Source organism: Pseudomonas sp. TR47 (genome assembly GCF_044143025.1).
Lineage (GTDB): Bacteria > Pseudomonadota > Gammaproteobacteria > Pseudomonadales > Pseudomonadaceae > Aquipseudomonas > Aquipseudomonas putida_E.
In genome coordinates this window covers 93,492-107,427 of record NZ_JBHFCS010000010.1, presented here as the reverse complement: position 1 = coordinate 107,427, position 13,936 = coordinate 93,492, and the positions used below count along the sequence as shown (strand labels likewise).

Sequence of the window (13,936 nt, the reverse complement as noted above, 5' to 3'; positions counted from 1 at the left end):
CGAAAAAAAGCCAGCCCGAAGGCTAGTGCCTGCCAGTCAGCGTTATTGGGGCTGCTACGCAGCCCATCGCCGGCAAGCCAGCTCCTACAGGAACCGCGCAGTTCTTGGTTTGCGCTGTAACCTGTGGGAGCCGGCTTGCCGGCGATGGGCCGCACAGCGGCCCCAAATCGCTTAACTGACTGGCATTAGCCCGAAAGCTGGCGCTTTGATCACGGCCTGAGCCGATCAGCCACGCGGTTTGCCGCGACCACGCCCTGCCGGCTTGTCACCGTCGGGCTTGGCCGGGCGCTTGCGCATCTCGCTTGGACGCTCAGCCACCGCACTGCCGCGGCTGCCTTTGCGTGGCGCTTCTTCACGCGGCTGGCGAGCCGGACGCTCGGCAGCTGCGGCTTCCTGCGCCGGGCGCAGGCTGCGCACACGCTCGCTACGCCCCATGGGCCGGGTCGACTTGCGCTGCAGGCGCTCCATCTTGTCTTTGGCCTTGAGGTTCATGGCAGGCAGCGCCACCGGCTGCAGGCCCACTTCAGCGGCCAGGATGTCGATTTCGCCCTGGGTCATTTCACGCCAGCGGCCCATCGGCAGATCGGAGTTGAGGAACACCGGGCCAAAACGCACGCGCTTGAGGCGGCTGACCACCATGCCCTGGGATTCCCACAGGCGGCGCACCTCACGGTTGCGGCCTTCCATCACCACGCAGTGGTACCAGTGGTTGAAACCTTCACCACCCGGGGCCTTCTGGATGTCGGTGAACTTGGCCGGGCCGTCTTCAAGCATCACGCCCGCCTTCAGGCGTTCGATCATCTCGTCGTCGACCTCGCCACGCACACGCACCGCGTATTCGCGGTCCATCTCGTAGGACGGGTGCATCAGGCGGTTGGCCAGTTCACCGTCGGTGGTGAACAGCAGCAGACCGGTGGTGTTGATGTCGAGTCGGCCAATGTTGATCCAGCGGCCTTCCTTCGGCCGCGGCAGGCGGTCGAACACGGTCGGGCGGCCTTCCGGATCGTCACGGGTGCAGATCTCGCCATCGGGCTTGTTGTACATGATCACCCGGCGCGTGGCCTCGGCGGCCTCTTCGCGCTTGATCAGCTTGCCGTCGACAGCGATGGCATCGTGCAGGTCGACGCGCTGGCCGAGGGTGGCCGCGACGCCATTGACCTTGATGCGGCCCTGGCTGATCCAGGCTTCGACGTCACGGCGCGAACCCACGCCGATGCGCGCCAGCACTTTCTGCAGCTTTTCGCCGGCTGGCGGGGTGATTTCGGTATTTTGCAGGTCTTGCTCACTCATCTGGGCACCTCCCGGTGTAGGAATGAAAACAGAGGTTCTGGCGACGAACGCGCCAAAAGGTCGCGCATCATACGCGGTTCCAAAGGGGAACGCACTGGAGCTTAGAGGGTTTTCAGGGGGTGGAGTGGTTTTCTGCCCAGTGGTTTTGTAATGAAAGGGCCGGCCTCATCGCCGGCAAGCCGGCGCCCACCACGCCGCGCAGCGCCTGTAATCCATGCGCCCAAGTCTCAGGGCTGCAACTTGTTTTGATCCTCAACCGCGACCTCAGGCTCTGGCGCATCTTCCTCTGGCAAATCATCGAAATCGGTCTTGAGCCCCTCCTCCATCGCATCCAGCTCCACCAGCAGGCTACGAAAGCTCGTCTCCTCCTTAGGTTCGGCAAGCGCCTCCTCATCGGCCAGGCTGGCATCGGCCAACGCCTGCAAATGCGCCGGCACCGGTGCATCATCTGGGTCCAGCAACGGCTCCGGCTCCATTTCGCGCAGCTCGGCCAAGGCCGGCAACTCGTCCAGGCTCTTGAGGTTGAAATGATCGAGAAACGCCTTGGTGGTGGCGAACATCGCCGGCCGCCCAGGGACCTCGCGGTGGCCAACGACCCTAATCCACTCACGCTCCATAAGGGTCTTGATGATGTTGCTGTTGACCGCAACACCCCGCACGTCCTCGATCTCGCCGCGGGTGATGGGCTGGCGGTAGGCGATCAAGGCCATGGTTTCGAGCAGCGCACGGGAATAGCGCTGCGGACGTTCTTCCCACAGGCGGCCCACCCACGGCGCGAAATTCTCGCGAATCTGCAGGCGATAGCCGCTGGCCACTTCCTTGAGCTCGAAGGCCCGACCACTGCAGGATTTGCCGAGCACTTCCAAGGCTTTCTTGAATACCTTCGGCTCAGGGCGTTCGGCCTCCTCGAACAGCTCGTACAGCCGTTCAAGAGATTGCGGCTTGCCTGAGGCCAGCAGAAACGCCTCGATCAGCGACGCCAGGTCGCGGGGTTCATTCAGATTCATCAGTTTCTTCGACAGACTCGGCACGCACCCGGACATGGATCGCGGCGAAAGGCTCATTCTGCACCAGTTCGATCAGCGATTCCTTCACCAGCTCGAGAATTGCCATGAAGGTGACCACCACACCCAGCTTGCCTTCCTCAGCCGTGAACAGCTCGACGAAAGGCACGAAGCCGCCCCCCTTCAGCCGCTCGAGCACTTCGCTCATGCGCTCGCGGGTAGACAGCGTCTCACGGGTGATCTGGTGGCTCTCGAACAGGTCGTTGCGGCGCATGACTTCGGCCATCGAAACCAGCAACTCTTCCAGGCTGACCTGGGGCAACAGCTTGCGCACCTTGGCCTGGGGCGCCTCAAGGCGCGGCACCACGACGTCACGGCCAACCCGCGGCAGTTCGTCGATGCCTTCGGCCGCAGCCTTGAAACGCTCGTACTCCTGCAGGCGGCGGATCAGCTCGGCACGCGGGTCGCCTTCCTCCTCCTCGACCTCGGCGGAACGTGGCAGCAACATGCGCGACTTTATCTCGGCGAGCATGGCAGCCATCACCAGGTACTCGGCGGCCAACTCCAGGCGCACGCTTTTCATCAACTCGACGTACCCCATGTACTGGCGGGTAATCTCCGCCACGGGGATGTCAAGAATGTCGATGTTCTGCTTGCGGATCAGATAAAGCAGCAGGTCGAGCGGGCCTTCGAAGGCCTCGAGGATGACCTCCAGCGCGTCCGGTGGAATGTAAAGGTCCACCGGCATCTCGGTCAGGGCTTCGCCGTAAACCAGGGCCAACTGCAATTGTTGAGGCAGTTCGGCTTCGATGGCCGCAGCCTCGGGTATCTCCATCTGGCTCACGCGTTGACCAGAAATGGCGTGGGGTCGCCGCAGCCTTCGCGGATCAGTTCGGGCTCGTCGCCAGACAGGTCGATGATGGTCGAGGCCTTCAGATCGCCGAAACCGCCGTCGATGACCAGGTCCACGTGATGCTCCAGGCGCTCGCGAATTTCATAGGGGTCGGTCATCGGCTCGGTATCACCGGGCAGGATCAGACTCACGCTCATCAGCGGCTCACCCAGTTCTGCCAGCAGTGCCAGGGTGATGCCGTGGTCCGGAACCCGCAGGCCGATGGTGCGACGCTTCTCGTGCAACAACAGCCGCGGCACCTCGCGGGTGCCATTGAGGATGAACGTGTAGGGGCCGGGCACATGCGCCTTGAGAAGACGGAAAGTGCCGGTGTCGACCTTCGCGTACAGGCCCAACTGCGACATGTCGCAGCACATCAGGGTGAAATTGTGGGTCTTGTCCAAACCGCGCAGACGCCGAACCCTCTCGATCGCTGCCTTGTCACCGATCTGGCACCCCAGTGCGTAGGCCGAGTCGGTCGGATAGACGACCACACCGCCCTTGCGGATGATTTCCACCGCCTGGCGAATCAGCCGCGGCTGGGGGTTCTCCGGATGAATCTGGAAAAATTGGCTCACGAAGTCTTCCTGTTCATATCGCCATAGGTTGTTCATGGCTGAATCGGCGCCACAGAGGTGGCAGATCCTCAGGCAATGGCCGGTAGGCACCGATCTCGCCCCAGGTGCCGGGGCCGTGGAAATCGCTGCCAGCGCTTGCCAGCAGGCCGAACTCACGAGTGAGGATGGACATCGTGCCCACCTGCTCGGCAGGCATCATCCCATTGACCACTTCAAGCGCCTGCCCACCTGCCTGAATATAGTCGGCAATCAGGCGCCTGCGCTTGCTGCGGGTCAGATCGTAGTGCATTGGATGGGCCAGGCTCACCCAGGCGTTGGACTGGCGCAATGTGGCAACGGTTTCCTCGAGCGTCGGCCAATGCAGCTTGACGTCACCCAGCTTGCCGGCCCCCAACCACTTGCGAAACGCTTCGCCACGGTCTTTGACGTGGCCTGCGCGCACCAGGTGCTCGGCAAAATGCGGCCGTGCCGGTGCGTTACCGCTGTCGCCCAACTCCTGCTGCACGGCGCGGGCACCCTCGAGGGTACCTGGCATGCCCTTGGCCGCCAGCCGTTTGTCGATTTCCTCGGCGCGCAGCCAGCGGCCACGGTGCAGGGATTCGATCGCTTCGAGCAGCGGCGGGGCTTCAAGCGGGAAGTCATACCCCAGTACATGGATGGTCGCGCCCCCCCACGTGCACGAAAGCTCCACCCCGCTGACCCAGCGCATGCCCCGTTCGACGCAGGCCTGGCGGGCCTCGGGCAGGCCTTCAAGGGTGTCATGGTCGGTCAGTGCCAACGTCTGCACCCCGTGCTCCTGGGCCCGGGCGACCAGGACCGCGGGCGCCAGGGCGCCGTCGGAGGCCGTGCTGTGACAGTGCAGATCAACATTCATAGAGGAGCGCTACCGCTGGATTCGATGTTTGTTATTATGCCGCCACATCCCGATTCTGGCTGCCATTGTGAAACAATTCATCGATTTCATCCCGCTGCTACTGTTCTTCATCGTCTACAAGCTCGACCCCCGCCCCATGGAAGTGGCAGGGCACAGCTTCGAATTCGGCGGTATCTATAGCGCCACGGCGATGCTGATCATCAGCTCGCTGGTGGTGTATGGCGCGCTGTTCCTGCGCCAGCGCAGGCTGGAGAAAGGCCAATGGCTGACGCTGGTCGCCTGCCTGGTATTCGGCGGCCTGACCCTGACCTTCCATAGCGAGACCTTCCTCAAGTGGAAGGCGCCGGTGGTCAACTGGCTGTTCGCCCTGGGCTTTGCCGGCAGCCACTTCATCGGGGACCGGGTGCTGATCAAGCGCATCATGGGCCACGCCCTGACCCTGCCCGATGCCATCTGGACCCGACTCAACCTGGCCTGGATCGCATTTTTCCTGTTCTGTGGCGCGGCCAACCTGTTCGTCGCCTTCACCTTCCAGGAGTTCTGGGTCGACTTCAAAGTCTTCGGCAGCCTGGGCATGACCGTGATATTCCTGGTGGCGCAGGGCGTGTACCTGTCGCGCCACCTGCACGACACTCCGTCTACCTCCAAACCCAAGGATTGACATGCTTTACGCCATCATTGCCAGCGACGTCGCAAATTCCCTGGAAAAACGCCTGGCCGCACGCCCGGCGCACATCGAACGCCTCAAGCAGCTGCAAAGCGAAGGCCGCGTGGTACTGGCCGGCCCGCACCCGGCCATCGACAGCAACGACCCGGGTGAAGCCGGTTTCAGCGGCAGCCTGATCGTCGCCGAGTTCGATTCCCTCAGCGCTGCCCAGGCCTGGGCCGATGCCGACCCGTACATTGCAGCGGGCGTTTACGACCAGGTCATCGTCAAACCTTTCAAGCAAGTCTTGCCCTGATCGATAAATTGTCGGCGTCTGCGGTATCTTTGCCACTGGCGAGCGCGTCAGACGCCGTCGATTTGAATTGAGTGAGTCATGAGCGAGCTGTTACTGATTGATGATGACCAGGAACTCTGCGAGCTGCTCGGCAGCTGGCTGACCCAGGAAGGTTTTGCCGTTCGCGCCTGCCATGATGGCCAGAGCGCGCGCCGAGCGTTGGCCGAACATGCACCGGCAGCGGTAGTGCTCGACGTGATGCTGCCTGACGGTAGCGGCCTTGAGCTGCTCAAACAGCTGCGCAGCGACCATGCAGAGCTGCCGGTGCTGATGTTGTCGGCCCGCGGCGAGCCGCTGGACCGCATTCTCGGCCTGGAACTGGGCGCTGACGATTACCTGGCCAAGCCCTGCGACCCGCGTGAGCTTACCGCCCGCTTGCGCGCAGTGCTGCGCCGCAGCCACCCGACCGCTACCACTACACAGGTCGAGATCGGCGACCTGGCCTTCAGCCCCGTGCGCGGCGTGGTCAGCATCGATGGCCGCGAGATGACCCTTACCCTGTCTGAAAGCCGTATCCTCGAAGCTCTGCTGCGCCAGCCAGGCGAGCCGCTGGACAAGCAGGAGCTCGCGCAGATCGGCCTGGGCCGCAAGCTGACCCTTTACGATCGCAGCCTGGACATGCACGTCAGCAACCTGCGCAAGAAGGTCGGCCCGCACGCCGACGGCCGCCCGCGCATCGTCGCACTGCGTAGCCGCGGCTACTACTACAGCCTGTAGGCAGGGGCAGCTGCAAGCTTGCAGCTTGAAGCTCGCAGCGCTTTCTTTACCCAGCCTTTACCGTTCGCTGACTGCGCTTGACCTTGATCTCCCTAGACTGAGCTCATCCGGTAACCACCGGCCCATGACAGGAGAGACACCATGCGCAAGACCTTGATCGCCCTGATGTTCGCCGCTGCCCTGCCGACCGTGGCCATGGCCATGCCTGAAGGCGGGCCGCGTCACGACGGCCCGCATCATCGCGGTGACGCGCCTTTCGCCCAGCTGGACCTGAGCCGTGACCAGCGCCAGCAGATTGGCAAGCTGATGGGCGACCAGATGAAAAACCGCCGCGACATCACCGAACGCTACCTGGCCAAACTGCCGGCAGCGGACCAGAAGGCCATGAAGGACGAACTGAAAGCCAGCCGCGACAAGACCGATAGCCAGGTCCGTGCCCTGCTCAAGCCAGAGCAGCAGAAGAAGTTCGACGAACTGCAAAAAGCGCGTGAAGCACGCAAGGCTGAATGGAAGGAATTCCAGGCCTGGAAAGCTGAAAAAGCCGGCAAGGCCCAGTAAGCTGTCCCACCAATGCCCGGCCCGCCCACAAGCGCGCCGGGCTTTTCCCGTTTAGGAGGTGCTCTTGCGTTCTCTGTTCTGGCGCATCCTGGCCAGTTTCTGGCTGGCTATCACCCTGGTCGCAGGCCTGTCGATCCTGCTGGGCCATATGCTCAACCAGGATGCCTGGATACTCAGCCGCCACCCCGGTCTCAGTACGCTCGCCAGCCGTTGGGTCAAGCACTATGAACACGAAGGCCTGGCGTCGGCTCAGCATTTTCTCGAACGACGCAAGCAGCGCTTCAAGATCGATGTACAGGTGCTCGACGACAGTGGCGAGGCCGTGGTACCCGGTACCTTCCCGCGCCGCGCCGCAGCCTTCGAGGCACGCCAGCACAATGACGAGCGCCGCCTGCCCTGGCGTCGCTTGACCGAGGAGTACACCAGCCCCGAAAGCGGTGAGACGTACCTGCTGATCTACCGTATTCCACACCCGGAACTGGACGCCTGGCACCGCGAGAGCCTGCTCTGGCCACTGAGCGCCCTGGGCATAGCCCTGGTGGTGCTGACCCTGTTCAGCCTGCTGGTGACCCTGTCCATCACCCGCCCGCTGAGCCGCCTGCGCAGTGCGGTGCACGACCTTGGCCAGGCCAGCTACCAGCAAAACAGCCTGGCGCGCCTGGCTGCACGGCGTGATGAGTTCGGCGTGCTGGCCAAGGACTTCAACAAGATGGGGGCCCGCTTGCAGAGCCTGATCGGCAGCCAGCGCCAGTTGCTGCGCGACGTTTCCCACGAACTGCGCTCACCGCTGGCGCGTCTGCGCATCGCCCTGGCGCTTGCCGAACGGGCTGAAGCCGAGCAGCGCCAAGCCTTGTGGCCGCGTCTGACCCGCGAATGTGACCGGCTGGAAGACCTGATCAGCGAAATTCTGACGCTGGCCCGGGTCGATGCTGAGCAGTCTCACGCCGAAACGGTCGACCTCAACGCCCTGCTGGGCAGCGTGCGCAAGGACGCACAGCTCAGCGCACCGGAGCAGGACGTTCGGCTGGAGGCGCAACCGGGCTTGACGTTGCAAGGCTGGCCAACGCTGATCGAGCGTGCCGTTGACAACCTGCTGCGCAATGCCTTGCGTTTCAATCCGCAGGGCCAGCCGATCGAGGTGCGCGCCGGGCGTGAGCAGGGGCGCATCGTCGTGAGTGTGCGTGACCATGGGCCGGGGGTGTCGGCGGAGCACCTGGCGCAGCTGGGTGAGCCGTTCTTCCGTGCCCCCGGGCAGGAAGCACCCGGGCATGGCCTGGGGCTGGCGATTGCGCGCAAGGCGGCGGAGCGCCATGGCGGGAGGCTGGTACTGGAGAACCACCCACAGGGCGGTTTTGTCGCCCGGCTGGAATTGCCGCTGGAAGTGGAGATTGGCAGTTGAATCCGAGAGGGCTGCGCTGCAGCCCAATCGCCGGCAAGCCGGCTCCCACAGGTACCTCGCTGCTCTCCAGCTCAGCGCAAACCCAGTGGGCCGGCTTGCCGGCGATTGGGCCGCACAGTGGCCCCTGGCGTCATTCGCCCCAGGCGCTGACGAACTCGGCGGTTTGCAGAACCGGTGCAGTACGCGGCTCGGCCATCGGCGTACCGACATACAGGTAACCGATCAACTCTTCGTTCTCGCCCAGCCCCAAGCCCTTGTGCACATGGGCATCGAAGGCCATGTCGCCGGTACGCCACACTGCACCGATACCTTGGGCATGTGCGGCTATCAGGATGCCATGCGCCGCACAGCCTGCCGCCAGGCGCTGCTCCGACATCGGCACCTTGTAGTGGTCCTGCAGCCTGGCGATCACCACGATCAGCAGCGGCGCACGCAACGGCATGGCGCGGGCCTTGTCCAGCGCAGCCTGGGTAGCATCGCCCTTGTTCTGCACCGCTTCGGCAAACAGCTCGCCGAGCTTCTCGCGGCCCTGGCCTTCGATGGTCAGAAAGCGCCATGGCCGCAGCTGGCCGTGATCGGGCGCGCGCAGCGCAGCCTGGAACAGCGCCTCGCGCTGGGCGGCATTTGGCGCAGGTTCAGTGAGGCGTGGCACGGATACACGGTTGAGCAATGCGTCGAGAGCCTCCATCGGCTACCCTCCTGGCAGTTGAATGTGCGGCCATTCTCAAGCTGCAAGCTGCAAGCTGCAAGCGCCAAGCAGAAGCCGCCCGGTGCACACGGCCATTTCTTCCAGCTTCTAGCTCGCAGCTTGCAGCTGCCAGACCCATAGGTAGAATGGCGCCCTTCCGTTCAGAGTCAGAGCAGATCACATGGCGTTGCCGACCTTAAGGATCATTGGTTTCATCATCGGCATCTTCCTGATCACCCTGGCGGTCAGCATGGTCGTACCCATGGCGACGCTGGTGGTCTTCGAACGTACCGGCGACATGCCGTCGTTCCTCTGGTCAAGCCTGATCACCTTCGTGGCAGGCTTGCTCCTGATCATCCAGGGCCGCCCGGAGCATGTGCACCTGCGCCCGCGCGACATGTACCTGCTGACCGTCAGCAGCTGGCTGGTGGTAGGCGTGTTCGCCGCCCTGCCCTTCCTGCTGACCCAGCACATCAGCTACACCGACGCCTTCTTCGAAAGCATGTCCGGCATCACTGCCACCGGTGCCACCGTGCTCAGCGGGCTGGACACCATGTCGCCGGGCATCCTGATGTGGCGCTCGATGCTGCACTGGCTCGGCGGTATCGGCTTCATCGCCATGGCGGTGGCGATCCTGCCGCTGCTGCGCATCGGTGGCATGCGCCTGTTCCAGACCGAATCGTCCGACCGCTCGGAGAAGGTCATGCCGCGCTCGCACATGGTCGCCAAGTCGATCGTCGGGGTGTACGTCTGCTTCTCGGTGCTGGGCGCCCTGGCCTTCTGGTGGGCCGGCATGAAGCCGTTCGACGCCATCAACCATGCCATGTCGGCCATTTCCACCGGGGGGTTCTCGACCTCCGACCAGTCCCTCGCCAAATGGGACATCCCTGCCGTGCACTGGGTCGCGGTGGTAGTGATGATCCTTGGCAGCCTGCCCTTCGCCTTGTACGTGGCCACCCTGCGCGGCAACCGCAAGGCGCTGATTCGCGACCAGCAGGTCCAGGGGCTGCTTGGCTTGCTGGTGGTCACCTGGCTGGTGCTGGGTACCTGGTACTGGGCCACTACCAACCTGCACTGGCTCGATGCCTTGCGCCACGTGGCGTTCAACGTGACCTCGGTGATCACCACCACCGGTTTCGCCCTGGGCGACTACAGCCTGTGGGGCAATTTTTCGCTGATGCTGTTCTTCTATCTGGGCTTCGTCGGTGGCTGCTCTGGTTCGACCGCCGGCGGTATCAAGATCTTCCGCTTCCAGGTGGCCTACATCCTGCTCAAGGCCAGCCTCAACCAGTTGATTCACCCACGCGCCGTGATCAAACAGAAATACAACGGCCATCGCCTGGACGAAGAGATCGTGCGCTCGATCCTGACCTTCTCGTTCTTCTTCGCGATCACCATCTGCGTCATGGCGTTGCTACTGTCGCTGCTGGGCGTGGACTGGATGACCGCACTGACCGGCGCCGCCGCAACCGTTTCGGGCGTTGGCCCGGGCCTGGGTGATGTGATCGGCCCGGCAGGCAACTACGCCATGCTGCCAGACGCTGCCAAGTGGATTCTTGCCGGCGGCATGCTGCTCGGCCGCCTGGAGATCATCACGGTGCTGGTGCTGTGCATGCCGGCGTTCTGGCGTCACTGACCACCTCGGGGTCCGCGCCCAGACGGGCGCGATACTCGCTGGGGGTGACGTCGAACCAGCGGCGGAAGGCCCGGTAGAAGTTGCTCGGGTCAGCGAACCCCAACAGGTAGGCGGTTTCCAGCAAGGTCATGCCGGGCTGGGCGAGGTACTGCTCTGCCAGCTCGCGACGGGTGTCGTCCAGCAATGCCTGGAAGCTGGTGCCCTCTTCCTGCAAGCGGCGCTGCAGGGTGCGCTGGGACAGGTGCAGCGCCTGGGCCAGGGTTTCCCGCTTGGGTTCGCCCTGAGGCAGGATGCGGCAAAGCACCTGGCGCACCCGGTGGGTCACCCGGCTTTCAGAGAAGCGTGCCAGATATTCCCCGGCAAACCGGTCGTGCAGAATGGCCATGGCCTCATTGGCGGTCGGTAGCGCAGCTTCCATGTCGGCGCGCTCGAACACCAGCGCGTCGTGCGGCGCACCGAACACCAGCGGGGAATGGAAAGCCACCTTGTAGGGCTCGACGTTCTTGGGTTGAGGCCCCTGGATCAGCACCCGCCGCGGCTGGATGGGCCGCCCGCTGAGCCACTTGCACAGCGCCAGCGCACAGGCCAGCGAAGCCTCTGCACTGTGCCGCGTCGGTGGCAGGTGATCACCGTGTACGGTGAGAATCAGCGAATACCCCTCAGGCCCCAGGCGGAAGCTCAGGTCGGAGCTTTCAGCGATGATGCGCTGGTAGCGCACCAGGCGCTCGAAACCTTCAGCCAGGGTGCGGCTGGACATCAAGGCGTAGCCCACTACATGGAACGAAGCCGGCCTGACCACCCGCGCCATGTTCAGGCCGATCGCTTCATTGCCCGACAGTTCTACAGCCAGTTGCCAAAGGCGGGTCATGGAATCCTGAGGGAACCGCGCATCGGGGTCGTCGAGGGCAGCGAAATCCAGGCCGAGTTGCTCGAACATGGCCGGGCAGTCGAGCCCTTCCAGCTCGAGCGCCTTCACAATCCCTGATGCCCAGCTGGCTGACGTGGTTCTCTCACTCATGACAGGCTCCTTATCCTGACCGCTTCATGCGGTTAACCTCAAGGATACTCATTTGGCGCCTATTGTCACTGGTAGGCTCCGCCAATGACTCTAGACTCGATTCAGGCTCCACGCCGTGTATCCTGTCAAAAAGTGTCAATCCTGGAGCACTGCTCATGAACAGCACAGCGCAGTTTCGCAGTTTTGCCGAGTTCTACCCCTATTACCTGGGGGAGCACAGCAACCCCACCTGCCGGCGCCTGCACTTTGTCGGTACCAGCCTGGTGATCGCCCTGCTGGCGTACACGATCGGCAGCGGCAAATGGCTGCTGCTACTGGCAGTGCCGCTGTTCGGCTATGGGTTTGCCTGGGTCGGGCACTTCTTTTTCGAGAAAAACCGGCCGGCAACCTTCAAGCATCCGCTGTACAGCCTGATTGGCGATTTCGCCATGTTCCGCGACATTCTGCTGGGCAGGATCAGCCTCTAGTTTCTCGGGCGCCTGTCACGCAGGTTCGCGCAACCCCGCAACGCCCTCTGCCTGCCGTAGCTGTGCGTCGGCCAGCCGGTACAGCTCGATACTGCCATCCCAATGCTCGATCAGCGCAGTGCAGGATTCCACCCAATCGCCACAGTTGAGGTAATCCACATCCCCGACCTTGCGGATTTCGGCATGGTGGATATGCCCGCACACCACCCCGTGAAAGCCGCGACGGGTGCATTCATGGGCAATGGCATCCTCGAAATCGCTGATGAAGTTCACCGCGCCTTTGACCTTGTGCTTGAGGTAGGCCGAAAGCGACCAATAACCATAACCGTAGCGGGCCCGCCAGTGGTTGAGCCAGCGGTTGAGGACCAGCGTGAATTCGTAGGCACGGTCACCGAGAAAAGCCAGCCAGCGGTGATAACGGGTAATCACATCGAACTGGTCACCATGGATCACTAACAGCCGACGACCATCAGCGGTGAGATGCTCGGCCTCGTCCACCAACTGGATGTTGCCCAGGACCAGCCTGGAGTAGCGCCGCAGGAACTCATCATGGTTGCCCGTCACGTAGATCACCTCGGTGCCACGTTTGCTCATGGTCAACAAACGGCGGATCACGTTGGTGTGGGCCTGCGGCCAGTAGATACCGCCGCGCAGCTTCCAGCCATCGATGATGTCACCGACCAGATAGATACGGTCGGCCTGGTAGCCCTTGAGAAAGCGCGACAGGTGTTCGGCCTGACAGTCGCGGGTGCCCAGATGCACGTCAGATATCCACAGGGTGCGTACGCGCTGCTTGCGTGACGGGCGAGAGAGTTCGGCATGGGTCATGGGCGGGCTCCGGCGCTGTTTGCTGGAGACTGGCATCCGCACATGACAGGCTGGTGGCAGCGATGTGATCGGTGCTGGCCAGCCAGGAATACGGCACAATGGCGCTCTGCCCTGCGAGGACCCACCATGACCGCCGGCCCGATTCTTTCCCTTCGCCACTACCGCGACGACGTGATCGCCCACAGCCACGACCACCCACAGTTGGTGTTCGGCCTGCGTGGCCGGCTGGACTTCGAGGTGCAAGGGCATGGGGCACGGATCGACCGTCAAGGCCTGATCGTTGTGCCGGCCGGCGCCCATCACACCTGTGGCAGCGATGCCGGCAGCCACTGCCTGGTCCTCGATGTACCGAGCGATGATTGGCTGGACGAGCAACTCGGCGAGCATGCCAACGCCAGCCGGCGCCTGCTGGACCGCTCTGCCGCGCTGGGCCTGGACCCTCGCCAGCAGCAACTGGTGGACTGGCTGGCGGCAAGCCCGGTGGACGATCCGCTGATCGCCCGCCAAGGGGCAGCGTTGCTGCTGGCCTGCCTCAACCCGGCGCCGGCAGCCAACATCACACCCAGCCATCGCCTGCCTTATGCTGCCTTCGACGGTCACATCGAGCAGCACGCAGCCCACCCGCTGCAGGTGGCCGACCTGGCGCGAATCGCCGGGTTGTCCACTGCGCGGTTGCATGCACGATTTACTGCCGAGTGCGGCATGACACCGATGGACTACATTCGCCAGCGGCGCCTGCTCAAAGCGCGCGAGCTGGTTACCCGCACATTGCTACCGATGGGCGAGATCGCCGCGCGAGTGGGGTACAGCTCGCAGAGTGCGTTTTCGGCGGCGATACTGCGGGCCTTTGGTTGCACACCCGGGGCGTTGCGACGAGCGTCTGGCGACAAAGAACGCTAGGGTGGCGACAGACCGCGTTTGTGGGGAGCTTTACACTGTGCCTGTCCCGGCCTCTTCGGGTAAACGCACGAAAAGTCCGCGACTGA

General features: G+C 63.4%; 16 protein-coding genes. 8 read left to right on the top strand and 8 right to left on the bottom strand.

The window, feature by feature from the left end; all coding sequences use genetic code 11:
- Positions 1 to 225: 225 nt before the first annotated feature.
- From rluB to ACEWE8_RS13140, 5 genes are all read right to left on the bottom strand, one after another.
- Positions 226 to 1,290: a 23S rRNA pseudouridine(2605) synthase RluB gene (gene rluB / locus ACEWE8_RS13160; protein ID WP_046785403.1), complete on the bottom strand. Its 1,065-nt coding sequence runs from the start codon at positions 1,288 to 1,290 to the stop codon at positions 226 to 228.
- Between the two features lie 227 nt (positions 1,291 to 1,517).
- Positions 1,518 to 2,297: an SMC-Scp complex subunit ScpB gene (scpB, locus tag ACEWE8_RS13155; RefSeq protein ID WP_046785404.1), complete on the bottom strand. Its 780-nt coding sequence runs from the start codon at positions 2,295 to 2,297 to the stop codon at positions 1,518 to 1,520.
- On the bottom strand, positions 2,284 to 3,009 hold the full coding sequence (locus ACEWE8_RS13150) for a ScpA family protein (protein ID WP_189339946.1): 726 nt from the start codon (positions 3,007 to 3,009) through the stop codon (positions 2,284 to 2,286). The genes scpB and ACEWE8_RS13150 overlap by 14 nt, the downstream gene beginning before the upstream one ends.
- Before the next feature lie 125 nt (positions 3,010 to 3,134).
- Entirely contained in the window at positions 3,135 to 3,764 is a 630-nt protein-coding gene (locus tag ACEWE8_RS13145) for an L-threonylcarbamoyladenylate synthase (protein WP_039604644.1), read from the bottom strand.
- 13 nt (positions 3,765 to 3,777) lie between these two features.
- A complete protein-coding gene (locus tag ACEWE8_RS13140; protein ID WP_046785406.1) occupies positions 3,778 to 4,638 on the bottom strand; it encodes a PHP domain-containing protein in 861 nt (286 codons plus the stop codon).
- A 67-nt stretch (positions 4,639 to 4,705) separates the two neighbouring features.
- On the opposite strand from ACEWE8_RS13140, the gene ACEWE8_RS13135 reads away from it, so the two are divergent.
- From ACEWE8_RS13135 to ACEWE8_RS13115, 5 genes are all read left to right on the top strand, one after another.
- A complete protein-coding gene (locus ACEWE8_RS13135; RefSeq protein WP_046785407.1) occupies positions 4,706 to 5,299 on the top strand; it encodes a septation protein A in 594 nt (197 codons plus the stop codon).
- Between the two features lies 1 nt (position 5,300).
- Entirely contained in the window at positions 5,301 to 5,600 is a 300-nt protein-coding gene (locus ACEWE8_RS13130; protein ID WP_039604111.1) for a YciI family protein, read from the top strand.
- 78 nt (positions 5,601 to 5,678) lie between these two features.
- Positions 5,679 to 6,356, top strand: coding sequence for a response regulator transcription factor (locus ACEWE8_RS13125; protein ID WP_046785408.1), 678 nt, complete (start codon positions 5,679 to 5,681; stop codon positions 6,354 to 6,356).
- 141 nt (positions 6,357 to 6,497) lie between these two features.
- Entirely contained in the window at positions 6,498 to 6,914 is a 417-nt protein-coding gene (locus tag ACEWE8_RS13120; RefSeq protein ID WP_046785409.1) for a Spy/CpxP family protein refolding chaperone, read from the top strand.
- Between the two features lie 58 nt (positions 6,915 to 6,972).
- Positions 6,973 to 8,313 (top strand): HAMP domain-containing sensor histidine kinase, encoded by a 1,341-nt coding sequence (locus ACEWE8_RS13115; RefSeq protein ID WP_046785410.1) that lies wholly within the window; start codon positions 6,973 to 6,975, stop codon positions 8,311 to 8,313.
- Between the two features lie 130 nt (positions 8,314 to 8,443).
- Here the strand turns inward: ACEWE8_RS13115 and ACEWE8_RS13110 are convergent, their stop codons facing one another.
- Positions 8,444 to 9,001 carry an NAD(P)H nitroreductase gene (locus ACEWE8_RS13110; RefSeq protein WP_046785411.1) on the bottom strand — a complete coding sequence of 186 codons (558 nt, stop codon included), beginning with the start codon at positions 8,999 to 9,001 and terminating at the stop codon, positions 8,444 to 8,446.
- Between the two features lie 181 nt (positions 9,002 to 9,182).
- On the opposite strand from ACEWE8_RS13110, the gene ACEWE8_RS13105 reads away from it, so the two are divergent.
- Positions 9,183 to 10,637, top strand: coding sequence for a TrkH family potassium uptake protein (locus ACEWE8_RS13105; protein WP_115274146.1), 1,455 nt, complete (start codon positions 9,183 to 9,185; stop codon positions 10,635 to 10,637).
- Here the strand turns inward: ACEWE8_RS13105 and ACEWE8_RS13100 are convergent.
- Positions 10,594 to 11,655, bottom strand: a complete 1,062-nt coding sequence (locus ACEWE8_RS13100; RefSeq protein WP_012315624.1) for an AraC family transcriptional regulator — start codon at positions 11,653 to 11,655, stop codon at positions 10,594 to 10,596. The two genes, ACEWE8_RS13105 and ACEWE8_RS13100, sit on opposite strands and share 44 nt — an antisense overlap.
- A 155-nt stretch (positions 11,656 to 11,810) precedes the next feature.
- Here ACEWE8_RS13100 and ACEWE8_RS13095 point away from each other — a divergent pair, with 155 nt between their 5' ends.
- Positions 11,811 to 12,122, top strand: a complete 312-nt coding sequence (locus tag ACEWE8_RS13095) for a DUF962 domain-containing protein (RefSeq protein WP_008091834.1) — start codon at positions 11,811 to 11,813, stop codon at positions 12,120 to 12,122.
- A 15-nt stretch (positions 12,123 to 12,137) separates the two neighbouring features.
- On the opposite strand, the gene ACEWE8_RS13090 is transcribed toward ACEWE8_RS13095, so the two are convergent.
- A complete protein-coding gene (locus ACEWE8_RS13090; protein WP_046785412.1) occupies positions 12,138 to 12,950 on the bottom strand; it encodes a UDP-2,3-diacylglucosamine diphosphatase in 813 nt (270 codons plus the stop codon).
- 126 nt (positions 12,951 to 13,076) lie between these two features.
- Here ACEWE8_RS13090 and ACEWE8_RS13085 point away from each other — a divergent pair, with 126 nt between their 5' ends.
- Complete coding sequence (locus tag ACEWE8_RS13085) at positions 13,077 to 13,850, top strand: AraC family transcriptional regulator (protein WP_046785413.1); 774 nt, start codon at positions 13,077 to 13,079, stop codon at positions 13,848 to 13,850.
- Positions 13,851 to 13,936 lie beyond the last annotated feature (86 nt).